Annotated in this window: 21 protein-coding genes; 11 read left to right on the top strand and 10 right to left on the bottom strand. The window is 70.6% G+C overall.

Annotated features, from left to right (window positions below; all coding sequences use genetic code 11):
• Positions 1–28: 28 nt before the first annotated feature.
• Both AC4D2C_RS06235 and AC4D2C_RS06230 read right to left on the bottom strand, forming a co-directional pair.
• Positions 29–718 (bottom strand): ANTAR domain-containing protein, encoded by a 690-nt coding sequence (locus tag AC4D2C_RS06235; RefSeq protein WP_490913447.1) that lies wholly within the window; start codon positions 716–718, stop codon positions 29–31.
• Positions 719–831: 113 nt separating this feature from the next.
• The gene (locus AC4D2C_RS06230) at positions 832–1326 is read right to left on the bottom strand and encodes a MarR family winged helix-turn-helix transcriptional regulator (protein WP_490913446.1); all 495 of its coding nucleotides are present in this window, start codon (positions 1324–1326) and stop codon (positions 832–834) included.
• Between the two features lie 92 nt (positions 1327–1418).
• On the opposite strand from AC4D2C_RS06230, the gene AC4D2C_RS06225 reads away from it, so the two are divergent.
• A complete protein-coding gene (locus AC4D2C_RS06225) occupies positions 1419–2351 on the top strand; it encodes an NADP-dependent oxidoreductase (RefSeq protein ID WP_490913445.1) in 933 nt (310 codons plus the stop codon).
• 72 nt (positions 2352–2423) lie between these two features.
• Here AC4D2C_RS06225 and AC4D2C_RS06220 read toward each other — a convergent pair whose 3' ends face one another.
• On the bottom strand, positions 2424–2825 hold the full coding sequence (locus AC4D2C_RS06220; RefSeq protein WP_490913443.1) for a VOC family protein: 402 nt from the start codon (positions 2823–2825) through the stop codon (positions 2424–2426).
• Between the two features lie 219 nt (positions 2826–3044).
• Here AC4D2C_RS06220 and AC4D2C_RS06215 point away from each other — a divergent pair, with 219 nt between their 5' ends.
• Together AC4D2C_RS06215 and AC4D2C_RS06210 are read left to right on the top strand one after the other, a co-directional pair.
• On the top strand, positions 3045–3623 hold the full coding sequence (locus AC4D2C_RS06215) for an ArsR/SmtB family transcription factor (protein ID WP_490913441.1): 579 nt from the start codon (positions 3045–3047) through the stop codon (positions 3621–3623).
• The gene (locus AC4D2C_RS06210; protein ID WP_490913439.1) at positions 3620–4411 is read left to right on the top strand and encodes an SRPBCC family protein; all 792 of its coding nucleotides are present in this window, start codon (positions 3620–3622) and stop codon (positions 4409–4411) included. The genes AC4D2C_RS06215 and AC4D2C_RS06210 overlap by 4 nt, the downstream gene beginning before the upstream one ends.
• Positions 4412–4471: 60 nt before the next feature.
• Here the strand turns inward: AC4D2C_RS06210 and AC4D2C_RS06205 are convergent, their stop codons facing one another.
• The 4 genes from AC4D2C_RS06205 to AC4D2C_RS06190 are packed head-to-tail and all read right to left on the bottom strand — an operon-like array spanning position 4472 to position 7557.
• Positions 4472–4765, bottom strand: a complete 294-nt coding sequence (locus AC4D2C_RS06205; RefSeq protein ID WP_490913437.1) for a hypothetical protein — start codon at positions 4763–4765, stop codon at positions 4472–4474.
• A 1-nt stretch (position 4766) separates the two neighbouring features.
• Positions 4767–5858, bottom strand: a complete 1092-nt coding sequence (locus AC4D2C_RS06200; protein ID WP_490913435.1) for a glycosyltransferase family 4 protein — start codon at positions 5856–5858, stop codon at positions 4767–4769.
• A complete protein-coding gene (locus AC4D2C_RS06195; protein WP_490913433.1) occupies positions 5855–6724 on the bottom strand; it encodes an alpha/beta fold hydrolase in 870 nt (289 codons plus the stop codon). Before AC4D2C_RS06195 ends, AC4D2C_RS06200 begins: the two co-directional genes overlap by 4 nt.
• Positions 6724–7557 carry an aldo/keto reductase gene (locus AC4D2C_RS06190; protein WP_490913431.1) on the bottom strand — a complete coding sequence of 278 codons (834 nt, stop codon included), beginning with the start codon at positions 7555–7557 and terminating at the stop codon, positions 6724–6726. Before AC4D2C_RS06190 ends, AC4D2C_RS06195 begins: the two co-directional genes overlap by 1 nt.
• Positions 7558–7865: 308 nt before the next feature.
• Here AC4D2C_RS06190 and AC4D2C_RS06185 point away from each other — a divergent pair, with 308 nt between their 5' ends.
• The gene (locus AC4D2C_RS06185; protein WP_490913429.1) at positions 7866–8831 is read left to right on the top strand and encodes an SGNH/GDSL hydrolase family protein; all 966 of its coding nucleotides are present in this window, start codon (positions 7866–7868) and stop codon (positions 8829–8831) included.
• A gap of 63 nt (positions 8832–8894) precedes the next feature.
• On the opposite strand, the gene ftsW is transcribed toward AC4D2C_RS06185, so the two are convergent.
• The 3 genes from ftsW to AC4D2C_RS06170 all read right to left on the bottom strand — a co-directional run bounded on the left by ftsW (position 8895) and on the right by AC4D2C_RS06170 (position 13277).
• Complete coding sequence (gene ftsW / locus AC4D2C_RS06180; protein ID WP_490913427.1) at positions 8895–10178, bottom strand: putative lipid II flippase FtsW; 1284 nt, start codon at positions 10176–10178, stop codon at positions 8895–8897.
• Between the two features lie 162 nt (positions 10179–10340).
• Positions 10341–12086 carry an ABC-F family ATP-binding cassette domain-containing protein gene (locus tag AC4D2C_RS06175; RefSeq protein WP_490913426.1) on the bottom strand — a complete coding sequence of 582 codons (1746 nt, stop codon included), beginning with the start codon at positions 12084–12086 and terminating at the stop codon, positions 10341–10343.
• Between the two features lie 189 nt (positions 12087–12275).
• A complete protein-coding gene (locus tag AC4D2C_RS06170) occupies positions 12276–13277 on the bottom strand; it encodes a sugar-binding transcriptional regulator (protein WP_490913425.1) in 1002 nt (333 codons plus the stop codon).
• Positions 13278–13400: 123 nt separating this feature from the next.
• Between AC4D2C_RS06170 and AC4D2C_RS06165 the strand changes: the two genes are divergently transcribed.
• From AC4D2C_RS06165 to AC4D2C_RS06135, 7 genes are all read left to right on the top strand, one after another.
• Positions 13401–15143 (top strand): glycerol-3-phosphate dehydrogenase/oxidase, encoded by a 1743-nt coding sequence (locus AC4D2C_RS06165; RefSeq protein WP_490914021.1) that lies wholly within the window; start codon positions 13401–13403, stop codon positions 15141–15143.
• Between the two features lie 139 nt (positions 15144–15282).
• Entirely contained in the window at positions 15283–16029 is a 747-nt protein-coding gene (locus tag AC4D2C_RS06160) for an MIP/aquaporin family protein (RefSeq protein ID WP_490913424.1), read from the top strand.
• A 74-nt stretch (positions 16030–16103) separates the two neighbouring features.
• Positions 16104–17621, top strand: coding sequence for a glycerol kinase GlpK (gene glpK / locus AC4D2C_RS06155; RefSeq protein ID WP_490913423.1), 1518 nt, complete (start codon positions 16104–16106; stop codon positions 17619–17621).
• Between the two features lie 350 nt (positions 17622–17971).
• Positions 17972–20470 carry a leucine--tRNA ligase gene (gene leuS / locus AC4D2C_RS06150; RefSeq protein WP_490913422.1) on the top strand — a complete coding sequence of 833 codons (2499 nt, stop codon included), beginning with the start codon at positions 17972–17974 and terminating at the stop codon, positions 20468–20470.
• A gap of 40 nt (positions 20471–20510) precedes the next feature.
• Positions 20511–21365, top strand: coding sequence for a DegV family protein (locus AC4D2C_RS06145; RefSeq protein ID WP_490913421.1), 855 nt, complete (start codon positions 20511–20513; stop codon positions 21363–21365).
• A 123-nt stretch (positions 21366–21488) separates the two neighbouring features.
• On the top strand, positions 21489–22649 hold the full coding sequence (locus AC4D2C_RS06140) for a ComEA family DNA-binding protein (RefSeq protein WP_490913419.1): 1161 nt from the start codon (positions 21489–21491) through the stop codon (positions 22647–22649).
• 7 nt (positions 22650–22656) lie between these two features.
• Positions 22657–25218, top strand: coding sequence for a ComEC/Rec2 family competence protein (locus AC4D2C_RS06135; RefSeq protein WP_490913417.1), 2562 nt, complete (start codon positions 22657–22659; stop codon positions 25216–25218).
• The last annotated feature ends 23 nt before the right edge of the window (positions 25219–25241 follow it).

Raw genomic sequence — 25241 nt, 5'->3', positions numbered from 1 at the left:
GAGGGAGGCCGCGGTCGCCGGGAGGAGTTCAGGCTCCCGGGCCGGGACCCGCCACCGGGCTTGCTGCGCGAGGTGCGGGCATCAGGTCTGCGAGGGCTTGCTCGCTCACCTGCCCGGCGAGCTGGTAGGTGCGGTCGATGATCTCCTGGCAGATCACGACGGCCTTGCGGTTGGTGCGCTGGCTGTAGCTGCTGATGCGGGTGAACGCTTCACTGGCGGTCAGGCCCGCGCGTGCCATGAGGATGCCCTTGGCCTGCTCGATGACGGCCCGGTTCAGCGCGGACGCGGCGACGGCCTCGCTCGCGAGCTGGTGCCGGTCGATGTGCATGGACCGTGTCAGGTCGACGACCAGCGCCCACACCCCGACGGACCGCCCGTCGCCGAGGATCAGATCCGCGGAGATGAGGAGGTTGCGCGTCTGCCCCGTGAGGGAGCGGATGGCGGTGTAGATCGACGCCGGTCCGCCGGTTGTCGTCACCTGGGCCCAGAACGCCTCGGCGGCGGCGCGCTCGGACGGGACGATGTGTGACATGCCCAGCTCGAGGGTCGGAACGACCTCGCCGCGTTCGTAGCCGTGGATGCGGTACAGCTCGTCCGACCAGTGGAAGATTCCGTCGGAGAAGTAGTGCTCCACGGTGCCGGTAGGACAGTCGAGGAAGGTCTCGACGCTGGACAGAGCCCCGGACAGGGCTACAGAAGGCTCATACGCACTGGTCATGGGACAGCCGTTCATTACGCACTGATCCCGGCTAGCTTCTTAACCACGACCAAGCAGGCACACTACCAACAGGCACCAAATCGACCCCCGGAATCCACCCCCTGTCGAGGAAATCACGCCTTCCGTCGTCGAGCCGCCGAGCGCGGCGGGGCTGCCCGGAGATGCGCGCTGACTCGACCGAGGATGCGGGCGAGTTCGCCTGCGTCCTCGTCATCGAGGGGCGCGAACAGGAGCTGGCGGACGGCCTCGATATGGCCGGGGAACACCGCCGTGAGAACGTCGCGTCCCGCCGGGGTGATCGCGACGACGGTACTGCGCTCGTCGTCGGGCGAGGGTGAGCGGGTCACCAGGCCGCGCTGGTCGAGCAGCTGCGCCTGATAGGTCAGGCCGCTCCGGCTGTAGACCACACCATCGGCGAGATCGGTCATGCGCAGGTGCCCGTCGGGGGCATCTCCCAGGCGTGCCAGGAGCTGGAACTGGACGTAGCTCAGGGCTCCGACGTCTCGGAGCTGCTTCTCGACCGCAGGGCGCAGAAGACTGCTCACCTCCGTGAAGGCGAAGTAGGCATCGAGCTGTGTCGGCGTCAGTGGAGCGGGTCCTTCGGTCATCCTCCGATTCTAGAGGGGTTGCTTCGAGTTCGAAGTGGTGTACTCTCCTTGTATCTGCTTCGAACTCGAAGCAACTAATGGAAGGCGAGACCATGAAGGCGATCCAGTACCACGAGACCGGCGGACCCGAAGTCCTGCAGTACGGCGAGATCGAGCAGCCCACCCCGGCCGCCGGGCAGGTGCGGTTGCGCGTCGCCGCGTCGGCGTTCAGTGCTGCCGACGACGGCATGCGTGCCGGGTTCCTCCCGATCCCGATCCAGCTGCCGCATGTGCCGGGCTACGACGTCTCCGGCACCATCGACGCGATCGGTGGCGGCGTCGACGGGTTGGCGGTCGGCGACCCGGTGATCGCCTTCCTGCCGATGGAGCGCGACGGCGGAGCTGCCGAGTACGTCATCGCACCAGCGGACGCGGTCGTCGCAGCGCCGACGAGCATCCCCCTGGCCGATGCTGCGGGGCTGCCGTCGGTGGCCTTGACGGCGTGGCAGGCGCTGTTCGACGAGGGCGAGCTGGAGGCGGGCCGGCGCGTCCTGATCGTCGGTGCGGGCGGTGTCGTGGGCAAGTACGCCATCCAGCTCGCCAAGCGCGCGGGTGTCCACGTCATCGCCACGGCCAGCCCGCGCAGTATCGACGCCGTGCGCGCTGCCGGGGCCGACCAGATCGTCGACCACACCGACACGGACCTGATCAGCGCCCTCGACGGGCAGGTCGACGTATTGCTGAATCTTGCACCTCTCGATCCGGACCGGTTCGTCGCCTACGTCTCCGCCGTCCGCGACGGAGGCGTCGTCGTGAGCACGACGGCCTTCATGGCGACCCCTGGTGACGACACCAGGGCTGTGCGGGCGAGGACTGTGTTCGTCCTTCCGAACCGCGACCGGCTCGCGCAACTCGTGTCGCTGGTCGACGACGGCGCGCTCACCGTCGAGGTGACGCGCCGGATCACGCTCCCGGAACTGCCCGCCCTCCATGCCGAGGCCGGCGCCGGGCGCGTTGCAGGAAAAGTGATCGTCATCCCGGCCTGAGCCGCCGCGGCGCGGTCCCCAGGTCTGAGCCGGTCGGGCGCGCTTCGCGCCCGACACCCGGATAGGCGTGGATCAGGCGTCGGGCTCGTACCCGATGAGCCAGTGGAGTCCGTGGCGGTCGACCACGTGCCCGTCCGACCCGCCCCAGGGTCTCTTCGCCAGAGGATCGACGACGGACCCGCCGACGGAGAGCCTCGCGAACCAAGCGTGGAGGACCGCAGGCTCGGCGGTGCCCAGCAAGGAGAGCATCAGCCCCTCGCAGCGCACGGTCGCCTCACCTGCGGCCGCGTCTGCTCCCGCCAGCGCCACGGGGCCGTCCAGTGTGCCGTGGGCGATGGCGGTCGGCGGGCCGTCCTGCCGTGAGAAGTCCTGATAGGTGTGCAGGGACAGTTCGCCGCCGAAGGTCTCTGCGTAGAAGCCGAGCGCTTCGCGCGCGGTCCCCGGGAAGCTGATGTAGATCTGGGGTGCAGTCATGTCTGAATACTCCTGGTGCCGGGTGGGTGGCTCGTTCTCGTCGATGCTTCGTAGACGGTCCGACCGCTCGAAACCCATCGGTGCATCCTGAACGGACTTGATCATGCTCCACAGGATCCGCCTACGCATCGCCGCGAGTGTCGAGCGATACATCCGGGGTGAGCCCGGTCGGTGTCCGAGTGGCTTGACAAGTAATATTGTCAAGTGGACGATGGTCACATGCAGGACGTCGAAGTCATCGAAAACGCGGAGGCTGCCGCAATCGTGCTGGATCCGGTCCGGGCCCGACTGCTCGGCGAGCTGGCCGTTCCAGCCTCCGCCGCCGGCCTCGCCGCCCGGGTCGGCATCACACGCCAGAAGATCAACTACCACCTGAAGACGCTCGAGACCCACGGCCTGGTCACGCTGTTCGAGGAACGCCGGCACGGTGGGATCACCGAGCGGGTGCTGCGGGCATCTGCTGCGTCCTATGTCGTGTCGCCGGCGGCCGTGAGCGCCTCCGCTGCTGATCCGAACGCCAACGACGACCACCTGTCGGCGGGTTACCTCATCGCCCTGGCCGGCCGCCTGGTGCGCGAGGTCGGCGCCCTGGCGCGCCGAGCAGGCGCCTCCGGCAGGAGCCTGCCGACCTTGACCATCGATACGCAGATCGGCTTCCGGTCGGCCGCCGACCGGGCCGCCTTCGCCGACGACCTTACCGCCGCGGTGCTCGACCTGGCCGCGCGCTACCACCATGACGACGGGCGCCCGCACCGGCTCGTCGTCGCCGCGCACCCCCTTCCCGAGGAGAACCGATGAACACGACCCCGAACGTCCCGTACCGCCTCGAATTCAGTGTCGAAGTCCCCGGAACCGCCGAGCAGGTCTGGCAGGCCATCGCCACTGCCAAAGGCATGAGCGCCTGGTTCCTGCCCACCGAGATGGAGGAGCGCGAGGGTGGCTCCGTGCACTTCTCCATGGGCCCCGAGATGGGCTCGGACGGCCAGGTCACCGGCTGGGAACCGCCGCGCCGGCTCGTCTACGAAGAGGACTGGGCCGCCCTCATGGGCAAGGACCCGGGTACGCTCAGCCCGCTGACGTCGGAGTTCCTCGTCGAGGCGCAGTCCGGCGGCACATGCGTCGTGCGGGTCACCAGCAGCGGCTTCGGGACCGGTGCCGCATGGGAGCCGGAGTTCTGGAACGACATGGGATCGAACTGGATGCCGTTCTTCGACAACCTGCGCCTCTACCTGTCGCATTTCCCCGGCCAGGAAGCTTCCCAGCTCGAGGCCGCAGCCTCCCACCCCGGTGACGCACAGACCCTGTGGTCGACGCTCCAGAGCGCGCTCGGACTGGGCGCCGAGGGGGCAGCGGTCGAGGTGCGCGGTGCTACCGGCACCGTGGAGCGGGTCGGCGAGCGGCAGGCGCTGGTGCGGCTCACCGCACCGGTCCCTGGGATGCTGAGCGTCTTCACCTTCGGCGACAGCGACAGCACGGCCATGGCGGGCGTCCGAGCCTACCTGTTCTCCGCCGAGGCGTCCGACTACGTGCGGCGTGAGGAACCGGCGTGGCAGACCTGGCTCCAGGGCCTCACCATCACGGCCTGACCATCCGCGCGGCGAGCCCGCGGGCCGCTGCGGGGAGCGCCCCGGGTCGGCGTCACCCTGTCAGGCGCCGGGAAGGGGCGTGCGCCGCCAGCCGGTGGAGTCCACCTCGATGACGGCCGGCACGCCGGGCGGCAGGCCGCGCGAGATCAGCGCCCCCTCGATGTCATGCGCGGCGGCCGAGACCACGAAGGTCTCCCCGCGATAGAGGTCCGCTGTCGCATCGACGACCGTCACGAGGTCCTCCCTGTCGGCGGCGTCGAACCGGCCGGCGATCCTCAGGCGTGCGAGCCACGCCGGAGGGGCTGCACCACCGTCGAGCAGGACGGCCGTCGCCGCGCACTGGAGGTCGGTCACGTCAGCCCTTCCGCCGCCGTCGCCCGTGCTCGTCCATGGCCCGCCGGCAGGCCTGGCGCAGTTGGTCGGCCGACGCCGCCCACGAGTAGGTGGCGGCCTGCGCCAGCCCCGCGCGGGACGCTTCGGCCCAGCGGCCGGGTTCCTCGAGGGAGCGGACGGCAGCGGCCACGGCGTGCGCATCGTCGGGATCGACGAGAAGCGCCGCTGCGCCTCCGACCTCCCGGAAGATCGGGATGTCGCTCGCGATGACGGGCGTCCCGGTGGCCATCGCCTCGATGATCGGCAGCCCGTAGCCTTCGGCCTTCGAGAGCGTCACGAGGGCGGTGGAGTCGTGGAGCAGGTCCTCGTACTCCGCGTCGGTCACGCCGTTGTGGAAGACCACGCGGTCCGAGCCGGCGGCAAGCGCCGCCAGTTCGGCGCGGCGGTCGGGTGTGATGCGGCTGAGCAGGCGGAGCGTGGAGCCCGGCAGCAGGGCCATGGCCCGCACCAGCGTCTCGACGTTCTTGTAGGGCATGAAGGAGCCCATGTAGAGCAGCGACGCCGACCGCGGCGCGTCGGGGTCGCGACGGCGCTCGGTGGGCTGGGGCGCGTTCCCGACGAGCAGCACGGGCCGGGACGTGAGCCGATGCCGCTCGATGAGCCCTGCCGTGGTGGCGGAGATGGTGGTCACGACGTCGGCCCGGTTCAGCAGGAGGCGCTGCGGCCAGTAGGCGAGGTGGTAGAGCCGCCAGAGCAGGCGCACGGGCAGCGGGAGGAACGACGGCGGCGTCGGGTTCTGGTAGTAGATGAGGTCGTGCAGGGTGAGGACGAGCGGGTACCGGCGCCCCCAGGAACCCATCGTCTGCATGGGACACACGACGACGTCGGGCCTCAGGCGGTTGATGCGGAGGGCGACGAGGAGCTCGGCGGGGGAGAGCGGACTGGTGATCCGCACGTGCGGTACATCGGGCAGGAGCGCGAGCTGCCGAGGGTCGCTGATGAGCATCACGACGTCGTCCGTCCGGGCGAGGGCGGCGATCAGGCTGGCCCCGTAGCGGCTGATGCCGTCGTGGTGGTCGGTGCGCGTGAAGCGCGCGTCGAACAGGATCCTCATACGGGTGCTCTCTCCAGGAAGGTCTCGATCAGCCGTGCCGCTTCGCGCGGTTTCTCGTAGTGCACGAGGTGCCCGACGTCGGGGAGGACGGCGAGCGTGGCGTCGGGCACGAGGGCGGCGAGATCGCGCTGGCTCTGCACCGACCCGATGTCGTCCTGGTCGGCAGCGATGAGCAGCACGGGCATCGCGAGTTCGCGGGCGCGGTCCCGGACGGTGCCGGTGATTGAGGCCCGGAAGGCCTCGAGCACCACGCGGCGGCTCGCGAAGGAGCTGAAGTAGGCGTCGTGCTGCCCGTGGATCCAGCGGCGCAGGACCCTGTCCCTCGTCTTCGCCATGAACACGCTCATCCCGCGGACGATCACCGGATTGGCCAGCAGGGCGCGCCCCGCGGGCTCCGGCAGGCGGTCGGCGGCCACGTAGTAGCCCTCGGCGATGCGCGAGGCCAGCCGGCTCGGCCCCTCGAGGGCGGGCGCGCTGATGGGGTTCACCAGCACCAGGGTCTCGGCGAGCTCCGGCTCCCCTGCCGCGGCCTCCGCCGCGATGATCGAGCCGAACGAGTGACCGAGCAGCACGCGTGGCCCCGGAGCGAGGCGCCGCGCCACGTGGCTGATGAAGCGCGCGTAGGTGGCGACATCGTGCGTGCCCGGCAGCTCACCACCCTGGCCGAACCCCGGCAGGTCCGGCAGGATCACGCGATGGCCGGGGAGTTCCTCGACGAGCCGCAGCAGCCCGTGGTGGTCCCCCCGGAAGCCGTGCACCATGACGATCGTGGCGCCCGGGGACACGCCTGGGCCGAGCGCGGGGTAGTCCCAGACCCGCTGCCGGGTGCCCTCCCAGGCGAGGGTCCGGACGATGCCCTGGCGCATCAGCCCACCCGGTCAGGGTGCGAGCCGAAGCGCTGGTCCCGGTCGAGGGCGTCGATCGCGGCAAGGTGCGCTTCGCCGAGCTCGAACCCGAAGATGTCCAGGTTGGAGCCGATACGCTCGGGGGAGCTCGCCTTCGGGATGGTCAGGATGCCGTGCTGCAGGTGCCAGCGGAGAATCACCTGGGCCGGCGTGCGCCCCAACTCGGTCGCGATCGCCCCGATGACCGGGTCCCCGAGGACGTGGCCCCGGCCGAGAGGGCTCCACGCCTGCGAGGCGATGCCGTGCAGGGCGTGGAAGGAGCGAAGCCCGCGCTGCTGGAGGTAGGGGTGCAGCTCGATCTGGTTGAGGACGGGCACGACGCCGGTCTCGTCGATCAGGCGCTCGAGGTGCGGCTGCTGGAAGTTGGAGACGCCGATCGAGCGGACCCTGCCCTCGGCGCGGAGCCGCCCGAGAGCGCGCCACGTCTCGACGTACAGGTCCCTCGACGGGCAGGGCCAGTGGATGAGGTAGAGGTCGAGCTGGTCCAGGCCGAGCAGGCCCATCGTCGTGTCGAAGGCCCGCAGCGTCGCGTCGAAGCCGTGGTCCTCGTTCCATACCTTGGAGGTGACGAACAGGTCCCGCCGGTCCCCGGTCTCGAGGTAGGCCCGGGCAGCGGCGCCCACGCCGGCCTCGTTCCCGTAGAGGGAGGCCGTGTCGAGCAGCCGGTACCCGGCGGCCAGGGCCGTGGAGCAGAGGCCCGCAGTGTCCTCCGGCGGGACCTTGTACACGCCGTACCCGAGGACATCGATGGCGGTGCCGTCGGCGAGCGCGGCGCGGGGCACGGAGGTGTTCATGGGGGAACTCTACCGAGCGTGCGCCGGTGGTCCGCGCGTCGGAGCCGCGCTGGAGTCGTGCCGGAGCCGCGCCGGAGCTCCGGAGTCCCGCCGCGGCGGTGTCCGCCCCCGGCATGACGTCGTTCCCGGCGGATTCCGGGTTATCCTGCGGAGGAGTTCGTCCGCAGGACCACGGTGCGTCTCCGGCGAGATGCCCGGGCGCTCGCAGGCCCTGGGCGTCCGCCCTCGGCCCGCCCGGCGCCGGTCCTCGGGACGATTGACGCATCGATGGCAGGGTCGCAGGGGCCCCGACGCTGCAGGGGGACACGATGTACGGAACCGGGCGCAAGCGCTTTCGGGCCGCGATGACGACGGCGGCGACTGTCCTCGTCGGTGCCCTGCTCATTGCGACCACGTCCTACGGCGGCGGCCTCGCCTTTCCGCCGACGACAGCGGCAACAGCGCCCATTGCATCCGCGACCTCCGCGCCGAGCGTCACAGCGACCCCGAGTCCGACTTCGACCCCGAGCCCGACGGCGAGTACCAGCCGGCCGGGGCACCCCGAGCCGGTTGCTTCGCCGTCCCCGGCGGCCCCTGCCGCGGGCCCTCCTGCTCCGTGCGTCGATCCCCTCGGGGGGCGGCTCGGGCTCGAACTGCCGGACCCTGACCGCACGGCGCTGCTGATCGGCGATTCGCAGTCCGCCGGTGCAGCCGGGGTTCCCGCCGACCGCACCTGGACCCATGCGGGGCTCCGCCGTGCAGGGTACGACGTCCGGTTCGTCGGAGCCGGTGGCATCGGGTTCGTGGCCACCAACACCAGCGGCGCCGCCAACTACCCGACCGCCCTCGCGCAGGGGCAGTGGGTCCTGCCCTGCTCGGGTCCCGCCCTGATCGTCATTCAGGGGGGAGGGAACGACGCCACCCAGGGTGCGACCGATGCGCAGATCACCGGCGGTGCCGGCGCCGTCGTCGACTCCCTCTCCCGCGCGTATCCGTCATCGACCATCGTCATGATCGGGACCCTGGCACAGGGAGCCGCCTACGGCGGTGGGCGACGCACCGCCGTGGACGGGTTGTTGCGAGCCTTCGCGGCGACCCGCCATCTCGCCTTCGTCAGCCCGGGCGACTGGCTCACTCACTACCAGGCGGATACCCAGCTCGCCGACACGGTGCACCTCACGCAGGCCGGCCACGACCGCCTGGCCGTCGTCCTGGGGACCCAGCTCGACAGCCTGCACCTGACGCAGCCCGCCCTCGCCGGCGCACACCAGGCGCGACCCTTCGTCGTGCCCTGAGAGGTCCTGTCGCCGGGACGGCATGAGGGTCCGCGGGGACCCGTTATGCCGGTGATGCCCGGCTCAGTGCCGTACGAGCCCGAATCCGCTGGTTGCGGTTCCGTCGGCGAGGTCGTCCGCAGGGTCGCCCCGGTCGGCAGCACCGAGCGCTGCTGCGCGGTCGGTGGCGCGGGAGCAGGAGATGAGGACCCCGACGGCGGCGAGGAGGGCGATCATGGAGGACCCGCCGTAGGAGATGAAGGGCAGGGGTACCCCGATGACGGGAATCATGCCGGTCACGACGGCGATGTTCATTACCGCCTGGCCGATGATCCACACGAGGATGCCGCCGCAGACGTAGGTGGTGTACAGGTCGCCGGAGAGCTTCGAGATGCGGTAGATCGAGTAGGCCAGGACGGCGAAGAGCGCGATGACGAGCAGCGCCCCCATGAGACCGAGTTCCTCACCGAGGACGGCGAACACGAAGTCGTTGTGCGCCTCGGGGATCCAGTTGACCTTCAGCCGGCTCTGGCCGATGCCGACGCCGAACATGCCGCCGCCGGCGAGCCCGTAGAGGGCCTGGGCGCCCTGGTAGCCCAGGCCGTCCGCCATGCCGTCGGCGGTGGGGTGCAGCCAGGCGTTGATGCGCTGCATGCGGTTCTCGCTGGAGACGACGGCGAGGAAGGTCCCCACGACTCCGACGACGATGCCCCCGATGAACAGTTTCGGGCTGGCCCCGGCGAAGAAGAACAGCGCGACGGCGATGAGGGCGAGGACCATGGCGGTGCCGAGGTCCTTGCCGGCGACGACGAGGCAGATCCCGATCGCCGCCCCGGGGGCGACGGGGATGAACATGTGCTTGGCGTAGCCCAGCAGCGCCGCCTTGCGGGCGAGGACGGCCCCTCCCCAGATGATCAGGCTGAGTTTGAGGAACTCGGAGGGCTGCGCGGTCAGGGAGCCGAACTGGATCCAGTTCCGGTTGCCCTGCACCTCCACGCCGAGCGGACTGAAGACCAGCAGGGATAGGCCGAAGGACCCGAACAGGATCAGCCAGGACAGTTTCCGGTAGGCGCGGAACGGAATGAACGCACACACGAGGAGGGCGACCCCGCCGATGACCGCCCACATGAGCTGCTTGACGAACGTGTCGTAGGGGGAGTCGCCCGCCGCCACGAGTTCCACCGAGGACGCGGAGAGCACCATCATCAGTCCGATGGCGACCAGGGCGAACGTCGTGGTGATCAGCAGGTTCCGGGCGTTCCGGTTCGAGTTCGAGCCCTGCGCCGTGATGCGCTCACGCAGGTGCTGCCAGCGGGAGGCGTTCAGAGGCTTCGGGTCAGGGCGGGATCGACCGGTGGTGGTGGTCATGGGGGTCCTAAAGGCAGAGGCCGGGGTGCGGGATCGGAGGGCGAGGGCGCCGCTCGTCCCGTGCGTCCCCCCGACGGTCCGACGCTATGCGATACGCCGGTGCCCGACTGCCCGCCGCGCCCGACGCCGCCGAATCCTTGCACGATGCTGCGTCGGCGAGGCTCAGGTCCCGGGTCGGCGGTGCGGCTGTCCTGCGGCGAGGTCGAGGCGCTGTCCTGTCCACGTGCGCCGGAGCCACCGGTCGTGCGAGGCGACGAGCACGGCGCCCGGGTAGTCGGGGAGCGCGGCTTCGAGCTGGGTCGCGAGCAGCAGGGACAGGTGGTTGGTCGGTTCATCGAGCAGGAGCAGGTCGGGCGGACTGGCGAGCAGCACGGCAAGGGCGAGCCGTCGCTGCTGGCCGATGCTCAGCACGTTCACCGGCCGGTTCTCGTCCCGGGGTGGGATGAGCCCGGAGGTGGGCAGGGGAACGAGACCGGCCCGCTCCGGCCCGACGAGGTCCTCGTAGGCCTGGCGTGCGGTCCGCTCCGCGCCGCGCCGGGACGGATCCGGCAGGTCGACCTCCTGGGCGAGGAGCCCCAGACGCAGTGACGGGGCCCGTGCGACGGTTCCCGAGGTCGGATCGAGGCGCCCGGCTGCGAGGTGCAGGAGGGTCGACTTCCCGGAGCCGTTGGGACCGGTGATCAGCCACTTCTCCCCGGGGCCCAGGGTCAGCGACGTGGCTGCCAGGCGGCCCACGACGGCGGCATCCGTGACGACGAGTGCCGGAGCGCTGCCGCCCCGTCCGGCCGGAGGCGTGCCCGCGGCCGTGAGGCCCTGGAAACGCAGCTCGTCGGGCGGCCGACGGATCTGCCGTTCCTCCAGCCGCTCGAGCCGGGCTGCGGCGTCATGAACGCGCCGGGAGACGGTCCTGGCGTTCCGGTCGGCGTAGAACTTCGCGGCGCCCCGGACCTCCGAGCGCGGGGACCAGTCCTCGTGCCCCACCACGTAGGTGCTCGGGGCGGCAGCGCGCAGGCGTCGCAGGTGTGCCTGTTCGGCGCGGTACTGGTGCTCCCAGCGCTCGCGTGCATCCAGGCGGGCGTGGAGGTAGTCGGTGTAGGTGCCCGTGAAGCGCACAACCCCGATCCCCGTCCCGTCGCCGTCGCCCACCAGGGGACCGGCGACCGCCTGCGGCAGCGGGGCCGGGTCGAGGTCCAGCAGGGACGTCACCGTGTCGTCGAGGAACGCGCGGTCATGGCTCGCGATCAGGACAGGGCCGGGCCAGCCGCCGAGGAGGTCGCGCAGGTAGCGCGCCGCCTCGTCGTCGAGGTGGTTCGTCGGTTCGTCCAGCAGGAGCACATCGGGAACGCTGAGCAGCAGCCAAGCGAGCGAGAGGCGGGAGCGCTGCCCTCCGGACAGCCCGCCGGTGGGCCGCGCCGGCGGCAGGTCGGCGAGGCCCAGGCCCGACAGCACGGCATGGATGCGGGTATCGACGGTCCACGCCCCGAGGTGGTCCGCGGCCTCGAGGGCCGCGGCGAAGGTGGCCGCCGGTGTGTCGTCCTCGGCCGCGCCGGCAAGCGCTTCGCCTGCTGCGCTGACAGCGGCGGCTGCAGCGCGCTGCGGGGCGACGGCGGACTCGAGCGCCTCCGCGATCGTCGACGCGGCTGCGAACGGCGGCTCCTGATGCAGCAGGCCGATCCGCGCCCGCCCGCCGGGGGCCGTCGCGGTAACCGTGCCGCCGTCGGGCTCCAGTACGCCCGCGATGATGCGCAGCAGGGTGGTCTTGCCGGACCCGTTGCCGCCGATCACACCCGTGCGCTCGGCGGCGACCGTGAACGAGACATTGCTCAGGACGCGTCGGGTACCGAACGTCTTGGAGAGGCCGTCGACGCGCAGGTGCGCTGCGGGACGTCCTGGGGTGGGAATGGTCATCGGGATCCTCGGGCTCGGTCGAACCCCTGCCGGGCATCCGCCACGGGCGCAGGAGAGAAGCGAGGATCAGATGAGCACGGGTCGAGTATAGCCGGGAGGTCGCGGGCGGCGCTGCCCATCTGCCGCGATCCGTCAGGGCTGCGGCACCCGCTGCCCAGCCGCCGCTACGGTGCCGTCCGGCGGCAGTACCTAGGCGTAGACGAGTCGCTGGGCGGACCCCTCGTCGAGGATCAGATCGGTCGCGAGGCCCGCCGCGAGCGCGCCCCGCAGGCCGTGGATCTTGGACTCGCCCGAGACCACGCAGATGCGACGGCGGACCCTCCGCAGCTCGTCGAGGTCGGGTCCGGTGCTGCGCCGGTTCAGCATCACGTCCCGGTGCGAGCCGTCCGCCCGGAAGAACATGGTGGCGACGTCGCCGACCACCGCGTCCTTCTCCAGCGCCTCGAGGTCGTCGCCGTCGAGGTACCCGCCGCTGTAGACGTGGCTGGGGATGCCCGAGCCGATGGAGCCCACCCCGAAGATCGCCATCGTCATGCGGCGCTGCAGGTCGAGGATGCGGCGGACGCTGCGTTCCTCCCACATGGCGGTCTTGGTCTCGGCGTGATCGAAGAATGCTGGAACCGGGAACTGCTCCACGCGTGCGCCGTAGGCCTGGCCGAAGCGGCGCAGGATCTCGCTCGCGTAGGTGATGCCGGTGGTCTGCGTGTTGCCGGCGCCGTTGAGCTGCACGATCGTGCTGTCGTGGGTCTGCTTCCGCGTCAGGTGGTGGCTGACCGCGCTCAGGGTGGAGCCCCAGGCCACGCCGATGATCGCATTGGAGTCCACGAGCGGTCCGATCGTGCGGGCGGCCTGGATCGCGACGCGGTCGAGCACGTCCGAGTCACTGACCGAGTCGGCCACGGGCACCACGTGCGCCTCGACGCCGAACCGGCGGCGGATGTGCTGTTCGAGGGCGGGTGCCCGCTCGGACGGGTTGTTGACCTGGATCTGCACCAGGCCCGTCTCCCTGGCCATGGACAGCAGGCGGGAGACCGTGGAGCGCGAGGTCCGCAGCTCCCGCGCGATCGCGTTCATGGTCAGGTCCTGCAGGTAGTACATCTGGGCCGCCCGCAGCGCGTCCCTCGACCGATTGCCGTGCGGTTGCTCGCCGGCTGTTCCGTCCGCGCCCGGACTACCACTCGTCGTCGTCATCCGGCCAGTCTGAACCTCTCGTGCACGTTTGTGCAATGCGGTTGACTGCTATTCCCAGTCCTCGAAGAATGAGAGGTGCAGCGCCCCTTCCAGACATAGACGTTACGGAGTAGTACCTTGAGCATTCCAGTCGACCGGATCAACGGTGAAGGCACGACAACTTCGACCCGCACCGTGGTGCAGAAGCTCAGGGAGAAGCCCCGGGCGTCCGTGCTCATCATCGGCGGCGGCATCAATGGGGTCGGCACGTTCCGGGACCTCGCTCTGCAGGGCATCGATGTCGCCCTGGTCGAGCGAGGCGACTACTGCCAGGGCGCCTCGGGTGCGTCCTCGCACATGATCCACGGCGGTATCCGCTACCTCGAGAACGGCGAGTTCCGCCTCGTCCGCGAATCGGTCATCGAGCGCAACGCCCTCATGAAGATCGCTCCCCACTACGTGAAGCCGCTCCAGACCACCATCCCGATCTACACGACGTTCTCGGGCATCCTCTCCGCCCCCATGCGCTTCCTCACCCACAAGCAGGGCAAGCAGGTGGAGCGCGGCGCCGTGCTCATCAAGGCCGGCCTCACCATGTACGACTTCTTCTCGCGCGACGGCGGCAACGTGCCCCGGCACTCCTTCGTGGGCCGCAAGAAGGCGCTCGCCGCCATGCCCGACGTCCGCAAGGACATCAAGTGGGCCGCCACCTACTTCGACGCCTCGGTGCACAACCCCGAACGCCTCACCCTCGACGTCCTTCGCGACGGCCAGGTGATCAACCCCGAAGCCCGTGCGGCCAACTACGTCAGCGCCATCGGCACCGGTGAGGACGGCGTGCTCCTGCGCGACGAGCTGACGGGGGAGACCTTCACCTTCCAGGCCGATGTCATCGTCAACGCCACGGGCGCCTGGACCGACAACACCAATGCGGTCCTCGGCACGGATACGCGCTTCATGGGTGGCACCAAGGGATCGCACATCGTCCTGGACCACCCGGAGCTGCTCAGGGCGTGCAACGGCACGGAGATCTTCTTCGAGCACGTCGACGGCCGGATCGTCCTCATCTACCCCATGGGGGACCGCGTCCTGGTCGGCACCACCGACATCGACGTGGACATCAACGAGCAGGCCGTCTGCACGGACGAGGAGATCGCGTACTTCTTCGAGCTGATCGGGCACGTGTTCCCCGACATCGAGGTGACGCAGGACCAGATCGTGTACAGCTTCTCCGGTGTGCGGCCGCTGCCGCGGCACGACGACACCCAGCCGGGTTTCGTCTCGCGCGACTACCGCATCGAGAAGCGCGAGGAGACGATGAGCGGGCGGTCCGTCACCACGCTCAGCCTCGTGGGAGGCAAGTGGACCACCTTCCGCGCCCTGTCCGAGCACCTGACCAACGACACGCTCGCCGCGCTGGGGGCGCCGCGCAGGGCGTCGACGGCGGGTGTCGCCATCGGCGGAGGCCAGGACTTCCCGACCGACGCGGCCGCCGAGCGCGCCTGGATCAAGCAGGCCGTCCGCCCCGGCGTCGACGAGGCGCGCGTGGAGGTCCTGCTCACCCGGTACGGGACCCGCGCGACCGATGTCATCGAATACCTTGCCGAAGGTCCCGACAGGCTGTTCAATTCCACCAAGGAGCTGAGCACGCGAGAGCTCGCCTACATGGTGGAGCACGAGCAGGTCGGCCACCTGATCGACGTCCTGATTCGCCGTACATCGCTTGCATTCCGCGGACTCGTCACCGGGGAACTGCTCGCCGAGCTTGCCAAGACCCTCGCCCCGTTGCTCGGATGGGACGCGGCACGGTCCGCAGCAGAGGTCAAGCTCGCCGAGTCGGTCCTCGCCGAGGCCCACCGGGTGCACGTCAAGAGCCTGATCGCGTAGCGGCGCCTGCCGTCCACGGGGTCGAACCGCTGCCGGAGGCAGCGGTGCAGTGCCAACGGCAGTGGTTGCCGGGGGGAGTCAACGGGTGCCGTCGAGGCGGCGGCACCCGTGAATAAATGAATAGAATGAGGAGTCAATGATGTCTCTGGAAGTATTTGTAGCCGAGGCTTTCGGCACAATGCTGCTGCTGTTGCTCGGTACGGGCGTGGTCGCGAATGTCGCGCTCGCCAGGACCAAGGGCAATAACGGCGGCTTTCTCATGGTCAACTTCGGCTGGGGACTGGCCGTCTTCGCCGGTGTCTACGTCGCAGCGCTCTCGGGAGCCCACCTCAACTTCGCCGTGACGGTCGGTCTCTGGGTCAACGCCGATACCGCCGAATTCGCTGGGGGCGTGGACAAGAACTTCATCAACGCGATGGCCTATCTGGCCGCCCAGATGATCGGTTCCATCCTCGGCGCCGTCCTGTGCTGGCTCTCCTACAAGCAGCACTTCGACGAGGAGCCGGATCCCGCCAACAAGCTCGGGGTGTTCGCCACCGGACCCGCCATCCGCTCGTACGGCTGGAACCTCGTCACCGAGATCATCGCCACCTTCGTGCTCGTGTTCGTCATCCTGTCCTTCGGCAACACGCCGTCCGGCCTCGGCCCCCTCGCCGTCGCGCTCCTCGTCGTCGGCATCGGCGCCTCGCTCGGCGGGCCCACCGGCTACGCCATCAACCCGAACCGCGACCTCGGTCCCCGGATCGCCCACGCGATCCTCCCCATCAGGGGCAAGGGCAGCAGCGACTGGGGCTACGCGTGGGTGCCGATCGTCGGACCGATCATCGGCGGCATCCTCGCGGGCATCGTCATCCAGTTCGTCTCGTTCCCCGCTCCTCCGGCCTAGAGGCCGCTCCGCGGCTACTCGCAGCCGCCGCGCGCAGCCGCCACGCATCGACACATCCAATGAAGGAGTAAGACATGTCGCAGCAGTACGTCATAGCCATCGACCAGGGCACCACCTCCAGCAGGGCCATCGTCTTCGACCACAAGGGCGACATCGTGTCCTCCGGCCAGAAGGAGCACGAGCAGATCTTCCCGAAGGCCGGCTGGGTGGAGCACGATCCCGCCGAGATCTGGAACAACACCCGCGAGGTCATCGGCAACGCGCTGGCCAAGGCCAACCTCACGCGCCACGACATCGCCGCTGTCGGTATCACCAACCAGCGCGAGACCGCCGTCGTGTGGGACAGGACCACGGGCAAGGCCGTCTACAACGCCATCGTCTGGCAGGACACGCGGACGCAGAACATCGTCGACGACCTCGCGAAGGACGGCGGCGTCGAGCGCTACAAGGCGAAGGTCGGGCTGCCGCTGGCCACCTACTTCTCCGGCACGAAGATCAAGTGGATCCTCGACAACGTCGACGGCGCCCGTGAGAAGGCAGAGGCCGGCGACCTCCTGTTCGGCAACACCGATTCCTGGGTCACCTGGAACCTGACCGGCGGCACCGACGGCGGCGTGCACATCACCGACGTCACCAACGCCTCCCGCACGCTGTTCATGGACCTCGAGACCCTCTCCTGGGACGAGTCGATCCTCGCCGACTTCGGCGTCCCGGCGTCGATGATGCCCGAGATCAAGTCCTCCTCCGAGGTCTACGGCACCGTCCACACCTCGCAGCTCCTCCGCGAGGTGCCGGTCGCCGGCATCCTCGGTGACCAGCAGGCGGCGACCTTCGGTCAGGCCGCGTTCGACAAGGGTGGCGCGAAGAACACCTACGGCACCGGCAACTTCATGATCGTGAACACCGGCGAGGAGATCGTGCACTCCAAGAACGGCCTGCTCACCACGGTCTGCTACCGGCTCGGCGACGCGAAGCCCGTCTATGCGCTGGAGGGATCGATCGCCGTCACGGGTTCGCTCATCCAGTGGCTCCGGGACAACCTGGGCATCATCAAGAGCGCCCCCGAGGTCGAGCAGCTCGCCACGACGGTGGAGGACAACGGCGGCGTCTACATCGTCCCCGCTTTCTCCGGCCTGTTCGCGCCGTACTGGCGCTCCGACGCCCGCGGGGCGATCGTCGGCCTGACCCGGTTCGTCAACAAGGGTCATATCGCCCGTGCGGCCCTCGAGGCGACGGCGTTCCAGACCCGCGAGGTGCTGGACGCCGCGAACGCCGACTCCGGTGTCAACATGGAGGACCTCAGGGTCGACGGCGGGATGGTCGCCAACGACGCCCTCATGCAGTTCCAGGCTGACATCCTCGGCATCCCCGTGATCCGGCCGAAGGTCACGGAGACCACGGCGCTCGGAGCCGCCTACGCCGCGGGCCTCGCCGTCGGGTTCTGGAAGGACACCGACGAGCTCGCGACCAACTGGGCCGAGGACAAGCGCTGGAACCCGTCCATGGACGACGCCGAACGCGACCGCCAGCTGCGCCTGTGGAAGAAGGCCGTCACGAAGACCTTCGACTGGGTCGACGAGGACGTCAGCTAGCACCGGCGCCTTCCGGGGCTCGCGGCACCACGAACGCAGCGCCCGGTCCGTCTCGCGACGGGCCGGGCGCCGTCGTCGGTCCCGCACCGGCCCGCTGGCGCGCACTGCTAAAGTGGACGCATGCCCCGGAACCTCCTGCTTACCTAGCCGCACGGTATCGACCGTGCGGCGGCCCCTCCTGTGTGAGGGGCTTTTGTGTGTCCGGCGCCGGATGCTCCGGACACCGCCGGTCCTTCCCGCGGGACGGACCGGAGGACGCGGCAGCAGATCCACTCGTTCCACCAGGCACCACCAGGTACCAGCAGGTTCCACGAGATCCACCAGGTTCCACCGACAGGACAGGTCATACAGTGAGCACCAACCCCGAGGTCGCCCAGCCGGACGAGAACACCTACGACGTCGCCGCCATCGAGGCGCGCTGGCCGGCGGTCTGGGACGAGCTCCAGGCGTTCGCCCCGGCGGACGACGGCACGCGGGAGCGGCGCTACGTGCTCGACATGTTTCCGTACCCCTCCGGCGACCTCCACATGGGGCACGCGGAGGCCTTCGCCATGGGCGACGTCGCCGCACGGTACTACCGGCAGAAGGGCTTCGACGTCCTTCACCCGATCGGCTGGGACTCCTTCGGTCTGCCGGCGGAGAACGCCGCCATCAAGCGCAATGCGCACCCGGCGGAGTGGACCTACGCGAACATCGAGACGCAGGCCCACTCGTTCAGGCGCTATGCCATCAGCGCGGACTGGGAGCGCCGCCTGCACACCTCGGATCCCGAGTACTACCGCTGGACGCAGTGGCTGTTCGTCCGGTTCTTCCAGAAGGGCCTCGCCTACCGCCGCAACTCGCCGGTGAACTGGTGCCCGAAGGACCAGACCGTCCTCGCCAACGAGCAGGTCATCAACGGCGCCTGCGACCGCTGCGGGACCATGGTGACCAAGAAGAACCTCAACCAGTGGTACTTCAGGATCACGGACTACGCCGACCGCCTGATCGACGACATGGAGCAGCTGAAGGGCCACTGGCCGGAGCGAGTGCTCGCGATGCAGCGCAACTGGATCGGCCGCTCCGAGGGAGCGCATGTGCGCTTCCGCATCGAAGCCGACGCGGACCTGCCGGCGTCGGACGTCCCGGTCTTCACGACGCGTCCCGACACGCTGTACGGGGCGACGTTCTTCGTCGTCGCGGCCGATGCGGACCTCGCCCTCGAGCTGGTCACGACCGACCGCCGAGCCGCCCTGGAGGCGTACCGCGAGCAGGTCAAGGGCCTGTCCGAGATCGAGCGGCAGGCCACCGAGCGGGAGAAGACGGGGATCTTCACCGGTCGCCACGCCGTCAACCCCCTGAACGGCGAGAAGCTCCCCGTCTGGGCCGCAGACTACGTCCTGGCCGACTACGGGACCGGCGCCATCATGGCCGTGCCCGCGCACGACCAGCGCGACCTCGACTTCGCCCGCGCCTTCGACCTGCCCGTGCGCACCGTCGTCGACACCGGGGCGGAGGACGCGGCTGCCACCGGCGTGGCGACCACGGGCGAGGGGACCCTCGTGAACTCCGGGGAACTGACCGGGCTGGACAAGACGGCCGCCATCCGGCGCGCCGTCGAGCTCATCGAGGAGCAGGGCACCGGCGAGCACACCGTCAACTACCGCCTCCGCGACTGGCTGCTGTCCCGCCAGCGCTTCTGGGGAACGCCCATTCCGATCATCCACTGCCCGTCCTGCGGGGAGGTCCCGGTACCGGACGACCAGCTGCCCGTCACGCTGCCCGAGGGGCTGCGCGGCGAGTCCCTGGCACCCAAGGGCACCTCCCCGCTGGCCGCCGTCGAGGAGTGGGTCAACGTCTCCTGCCCGTCCTGCGGCGGCGCAGCGAAGCGTGACACCGACACCATGGACACCTTCGTCGACTCGTCCTGGTACTACCTCCGCTTCGTGAACCCGCACCTGGAGACGGCGCCCTTCGACACCGAGGCGGTCAACCGCTGGCTGCCGGTCGGCCAGTACGTGGGCGGGGTGGAGCACGCCATCCTGCACCTGCTGTACAGCAGGTTCTTCACGAAGGTCCTGTTCGACCTCGGGATGGTCGGCTTCACCGAGCCCTTCAGCGCCCTGCTGAACCAGGGCCAGGTCCTCAACGGCGGCAAGGCGATGAGCAAGTCGCTCGGCAACGGCGTGGACCTGGGCGAGCAGCTCGACCGCTACGGGGTGGACGCCGTACGCCTCACCATGGTGTTCGCGTCCCCGCCCGAGGACGACGTCGACTGGGCGGACGTCTCGCCGTCGGGCTCCGCGAAGTTCCTGGCGCGTGCCTGGCGCCTCGGCAACGACGTGACGAGTGCGATCGGAGCCGATCCGGCCTCGGGTGACCGGGCTCTGCGGTCGGTCACGCACCGGACGGTCGCCGAGGCCGCCGAGCTCATGGAGGCCAACAAGTTTAATGTGGTGATCGCCAAGCTGATGGAGCTCGTCAACGCGACGCGGAAGGCCATCGACTCCGGTGCCGGCGGTGCGGACCCCGCCGTCAGGGAGGCCACCGAGGCCGTGGCGATCCTCCTCAGCCTCTTCGCGCCCTACACGGCGGAGGACCTGTGGAACCGGCTGGGACACGAGGCCACGGTTGCCACAGCGGGCTGGCCCGCTGTGGATCCTGCCCTGCTCACGCAGGAGACCGTCGTCGCCGTCGTCCAGGTGCAGGGCAAGGTGCGTGACCGCCTGACGGTGTCCCCGGACATCGCCGAGGACGACCTGCGCGAGCTCGCGCTGGCAAGCGAGCAGGTGCAGCGCGTGCTGGACGGTCGCGGTATCCGAACCGTGATCGTGCGGGCGCCGAAACTGGTCAACATCGTGCCGGCCTGATGAACGGGGACGGGACGGCCATGCGCGCGGGAGTGCTCCCGTGCGCATAGCCGTCGTCACCGATTCGGCCGCCGGCTTCGCTCCCGGATGGAGCGAACCGGGCGGCCCTGCCGAGGGCGTGCGCGTGGTCGCCATGCCGGTCCTCGTGGGGGACGAGATCCTGACCGGCGAGCACGACGACGTCACTGCTCCGCTCATGCTCGCCCTCGCCGCCGGGTCCGACGTGCGCACCTCCAGGCCGTCACCGGGCCAGTTCGAGCGGGTGTACGGTCAGCTGGCAGAGGAGGGCTACGACGGGATCGTGTCCGTGCACCTGTCCGGGCTGCTGTCCGGCACGGTCGAGGCGGCACGCCTGGCGGCGTCACGCGCGACCGTCCCGGTCGAGGTGATCGACACGCGGACCGCCGGGATGGCCCAGGGTCGCGCGGCCCTCGCGGCCCTCGCGGCAGCCGGTTCCGGCGGGGACCTGCAGGCCTCGGCCGCGGCTGCGGCCATCGCGGCCCGCGGCTCCAGCCTCTACTTCTACGTCCCGAGCCTCGAGCAGCTGCGCCGCGGCGGGAGGATCACCGCCGCTGCCGCGTGGCTCGGCACCCTGCTGTCCGTCCGGGTGATCCTGCGTGTCCAGGGCGGGCGGCTGGTGCCGCTCGAACGGATGCGGTCGGCTGCCCGCGGGATGCAGCGGCTCCAGGAACTCGTCGAGACCGACGTGGCGGGCCGGACCGGCGGCATCCACCTGACCGTCCACCATTTCGGCAACGAGGACGAGGCGGACGCCCTTGCGGACCGGCTGCAGATCATGGCCGGGTCGGGCCGTGTGTCGACGGCGCCGTGCCCCTCGGTGCTGGCCGCGCACGCGGGGCTCGGCGTCGTGGCCGTCACCGTCAGCGCCGGGTGATCGTCAGCGCCGAATGACCGGACGAGCCAGCTGACCGGACGACCGGGTAACCGGCCGGGTCAGGATGTCCACATAGCGCCCGCCCCCGGCCGGGGGTGTGTACCCGGCTCCTAGCGTGGCCTGATGGGAAAGCACCGATGGCCGACGGCCGGGAACGCGTGGGAGCCGTCACTCCACGAACCCGGCTCCGTGCCGCGCGATGAGGGTTCGTCCCGCGCGCACCCAGCCGGGGGATCCGTGGCTGGGGACGTCGACCGTGGGGAGTACACGGAGTACACGGAGTATGCGGACTACGCGGAGTGCGCGATCCCCGATGCCGCGGGGCTCGCGGAGGAACCCGACGCCGATGCCTACGCCGATGCCGGGAGCGCGTCCCGCCGGGCTCGAGGACCGCGGTGCGCGGTGTCGCCGCGCAGCGTGGTCGAGCGGGAACCGCGGACACCGCCGGAACCCCGGGCGATCCGGTGGCGGGTGGCGCGTTCGGCGGCGCTCGTGTTCCTCGGCGTGGCCCTGGCCGTCGGGGCCGCGCTCTTCCTGATGCGCAGTTCCGAGCCGCCGGCCGCCGCCGTCTCGGTACAGCTCGACGCCGCAGAGGAGTCCGCGCCGCTCGACGACGGGCCGACGCAGGGCCGGGGTGACGGCGCTGCACCGCAGGATGCCGGGGGCGGGACGCCGGCGGACGGGAACGCTCCGGATGGAGCGCCCCCGGGAGGCGACGCCTGGCATGGCGTGGCGCCGCGCGCGTCAGCGGACCCGCCCCGGGGCGATGCACCCGCCGGCGGGACGGTCGTCGTGTACGTGACGGGGGCGGTGGCATCGCCCGGCGTCGTGACGGTACCCGTCGGGACGCGCCTGTTCGAAGTCGTCGAGCAGGCCGGCGGCGCGCTTCCCGGGGCGGACCTCGAAGGCATCAACCTCGCGGCCACGCCCTCCGACGGGCAGCACGTGCACCTCCTGGCCGTCGGCGAGGAGCCGAGGCCCGACCAGCCCCAACCGGACGCGTCCGGGACAGGGCGCGTGCCGGGGACAGCATCGGGAGGGGTGCCCGGCGGAGCCACGGGTGCCACCGGGGGGAGCGCCGGTCCGGCCGGGGTCCTCGACATCAACACCGCCTCTCTCGCGGACATCGAATCGCTTCCGCGCGTCGGACCCGTGCTGGGGCAGCGGATCATCGACTGGCGGGACGAGCACGGGCCCTTCGTGCAGGCGTCGGACATCGACGCCGTTCCCGGGATCGGACCGGCGCTGCTCGACGGGATCCTCCCCCTCATCGTGGCGCGGTGAGGAGGACATGAGGGGGACACCGGACCGTAGCGGGCACGGGGCAGCAGCAGGTCGGCGGCCTCCGGCGGACGGTGCCCGTGAGGGTGGTCCCGCCGGGCAGGTCCCGCTGCGACGGGACCTACGCCTCGTACCCTCGGCAGCCGCCGCATGGGCCGCCGCCGGCGCCGCGATCCACGGCGGGGCCACGGCAGTGACGGCGGCAGGACTGGTCACCGCTGCAGTTGCCCTGCTCCTGGCCTGCCTGATCTTCCTCGTGCCCCTGCGACCCCGCCGTGCGTGGATGCTGGTGCCCGCTCAGGTCCTCCCTCCTGCGGCGGCCGTAGCTCTGGTCCTGCTCGCTGCGGGAGGGAGTCTCGACCGCGCGGCGGCCGGCCCGGTGGACGACGCGGTCCGTGATGGCACCACGTTCACCGCCGTGCTCCGCATGACCGGCCAGCCGTCGCCGCTCGCGGCGGGCGCCTTCGGTGGAGGGACGAGGTATCTCGTCGATGCGGACGTGATCGGCGGGGTGCTGCACGGCAGGGCCTTCGCTTCCGCCACGCCGGTGGTGATCCTCGGGTCGGGGCCCTGGGGAGCTGTGGGCACGGGAGACATCGCGCGGGTGCTCGGAACCGCTAAGCAGGCCGATCGCGTCGGCCGGGCCACCGCCGTCTTCCTGCCTGCGAGCGCGCCCACCATCCAGGGCGCCCGGGGATGGATCGCCTATACGTCGGACCTTCGGGCGGATTTCCGGGACCTGGCGTCGCGCGACGACCGCGACGGCGGACTGCTCCCGGGCATGGCGCTCGGCGACCGGGCGGGGCTCGAGCCCGGCCTCGAGGCGGACATGAAGGCCACGGGCATGACGCACCTCACCGCCGTCAGCGGCGCCAACTGCTCCTACGTGATCGCCTTCGCCTTCCTCGGGCTGCGGGCGGCCCGCCTTCCCCGCTTGCCGGCGGCGATCGGCGCGGTCGTGGCCCTCGTGTGTTTCGTGCTGCTGGTGCGGCCGGAACCGAGCGTCCTCCGTGCAGCGGTGATGGGCGGTATCGGCGTGGCCGCCGTCCTCTCCGGCCGGGGCCGGGTGTCCCTGACCCTGCTGATGCTGTCCATCATCATCCTGCTCGCGGTGGACCCCTGGCTCGCGGTGTCCTTCGCGTTCACGCTCTCCGTGGCGGCGACCCTCGGACTCGTCACCGTGGGCCCGGCGATGGTGGAGACCTTCGAGCGGGTGGTACCACGGCTTGTCGCGCAACTGTTCGCCATCCCCCTGACGGCGCAGCTCTTCTGCACGCCGATCCTCGTCCTGATCCAGTCCTCCCTTCCCGTCTACTCGCTGCCGGCCAACATCCTCGCCTCACCCGTGGTCCCGGCGATCACCCTGCTGGGGATGGCGGCGGCGCTCACGCTGGTCGCCGCTCCGATCCTGACGCCGCCCCTCGTGACCGCCGCGCAGGTGGGCACGAGCTGGGTCGCGGGCGTCGCTGAGACCCTGGCCGCCGCACCGGCGGCGTCGCTGCCCTGGGTGCCGGGCGTGCCGGGGGCAGTGATCGCGAGCCTGGTGTCCGCGGCGCTGGTGCTGGTGATCCGCCGGGATGCCGTCGTCGCTCGGTGGCTACGCCGCGGCGGACGAGCTTTCAGCACCCGCGCGGGCCCCGAGGAGCCGACGCCGAGCCGGTCCGGCCGTGCACAACGCCGGAATGGGAGCCGGACTCGGAAGCGGAGTCGGAGTCGGGTCATGCTGCTCGCCGCTCTCCTCGGCTGCCTGCTGGGTCTGGCCGCGGCCTCGGTCCTCGCCGGGCGTGCCGGTGTACCGGAGGCACACTCCTGGGTCCTCGCCATGTGCGACGTCGGCCAGGGCGACGCCGTCGTGGTGAGGACCACGCCGGGTCACGCGCTCGTCGTCGACGCCGGACCGGACCCCGAGGCGATGGACCGGTGCCTGGACGCCCTGCGCGTCGAGGTGATCGATGCACTGGTCATCACGCATCTCCACGATGACCACTACGGCGGCGTCGAGGGCGCGGTCCGGGGGAGGACTCTGACCGCGCTCTACTTCTCCACGGGGGAGGACCGGCTGCCGGTGGAGCTGCAGGACGCAGCGACGGCGGGCGGGGTGCGCGCCGTGCAATTGGACAGCGCGTCGGCGCTCGATCTCGCCCCGCTGCACGTCGACGTCCTGTGGCCCAGGGAGGACGCCGTGCTCCCGGAGGAGAACAACGCGAGCGCGGTGCTCGAGGTCACGGCGCACACGGCCCGTGGCCCTCTGACGATCCTGCTCCTGGGCGACCTGGAGGAGGATGCGGCGGCGGCGCTGCTGTCGGGCCTGCCCTCGCTGCGCACGGACGGCGTGGAGGTCCTCAAGGTCGCCCACCATGGAGCCAGGAACGGGGGTACGGCGCTGCTGGAAGCCGTGCATCCGCGCCTGGCGCTCATCTCCGTGGGGGAGGCCAACGACTACGGCCACCCCCACCCGAGCATCCTGGACGCACTCGACCGCACACGGACGGCCACCGCCCGCACGGACCAGTTGGGCACCTTCCTCGTCGACGTCGTGGGCAGCACCCTCGAGGTCAGGCCGCTGCGATGAGGCCGCCGCGTCAGGGAGCGCTG

This window comes from Arthrobacter sp. TJ-240 (genome assembly GCF_058269195.1).
This window is presented reverse-complemented; position numbering and strand designations above follow the sequence as displayed.

Bases quoted from the DNA above. Each gene is read 5' to 3' on its own strand.
- AC4D2C_RS06235 (WP_490913447.1), bottom strand. From the start codon at position 718: ATGACCAGTGCGTATGAGCCTTCTGTAGCCCTGTCCGGGGCTCTGTCC.
- AC4D2C_RS06230 (WP_490913446.1), bottom strand. From the start codon at position 1,326: ATGACCGAAGGACCCGCTCCACTGACGCCGACACAGCTCGATGCCTAC.
- AC4D2C_RS06225 (WP_490913445.1), top strand. From the start codon at position 1,419: ATGAAGGCGATCCAGTACCACGAGACCGGCGGACCCGAAGTCCTGCAG.
- AC4D2C_RS06220 (WP_490913443.1), bottom strand. From the start codon at position 2,825: ATGACTGCACCCCAGATCTACATCAGCTTCCCGGGGACCGCGCGCGAA.
- AC4D2C_RS06215 (WP_490913441.1), top strand. From the start codon at position 3,045: ATGCAGGACGTCGAAGTCATCGAAAACGCGGAGGCTGCCGCAATCGTG.
- AC4D2C_RS06210 (WP_490913439.1), top strand. From the start codon at position 3,620: ATGAACACGACCCCGAACGTCCCGTACCGCCTCGAATTCAGTGTCGAA.
- AC4D2C_RS06200 (WP_490913435.1), bottom strand. From the start codon at position 5,858: ATGAGGATCCTGTTCGACGCGCGCTTCACGCGCACCGACCACCACGAC.
- AC4D2C_RS06195 (WP_490913433.1), bottom strand. From the start codon at position 6,724: ATGCGCCAGGGCATCGTCCGGACCCTCGCCTGGGAGGGCACCCGGCAG.
- AC4D2C_RS06190 (WP_490913431.1), bottom strand. From the start codon at position 7,557: ATGAACACCTCCGTGCCCCGCGCCGCGCTCGCCGACGGCACCGCCATC.
- AC4D2C_RS06185 (WP_490913429.1), top strand. From the start codon at position 7,866: ATGTACGGAACCGGGCGCAAGCGCTTTCGGGCCGCGATGACGACGGCG.
- ftsW (WP_490913427.1), bottom strand. From the start codon at position 10,178: ATGACCACCACCACCGGTCGATCCCGCCCTGACCCGAAGCCTCTGAAC.
- AC4D2C_RS06175 (WP_490913426.1), bottom strand. From the start codon at position 12,086: ATGACCATTCCCACCCCAGGACGTCCCGCAGCGCACCTGCGCGTCGAC.
- AC4D2C_RS06170 (WP_490913425.1), bottom strand. From the start codon at position 13,277: ATGACGACGACGAGTGGTAGTCCGGGCGCGGACGGAACAGCCGGCGAG.
- AC4D2C_RS06160 (WP_490913424.1), top strand. From the start codon at position 15,283: ATGTCTCTGGAAGTATTTGTAGCCGAGGCTTTCGGCACAATGCTGCTG.
- glpK (WP_490913423.1), top strand. From the start codon at position 16,104: ATGTCGCAGCAGTACGTCATAGCCATCGACCAGGGCACCACCTCCAGC.
- AC4D2C_RS06140 (WP_490913419.1), top strand. From the start codon at position 21,489: ATGGGAAAGCACCGATGGCCGACGGCCGGGAACGCGTGGGAGCCGTCA.
- AC4D2C_RS06135 (WP_490913417.1), top strand. From the start codon at position 22,657: ATGAGGGGGACACCGGACCGTAGCGGGCACGGGGCAGCAGCAGGTCGG.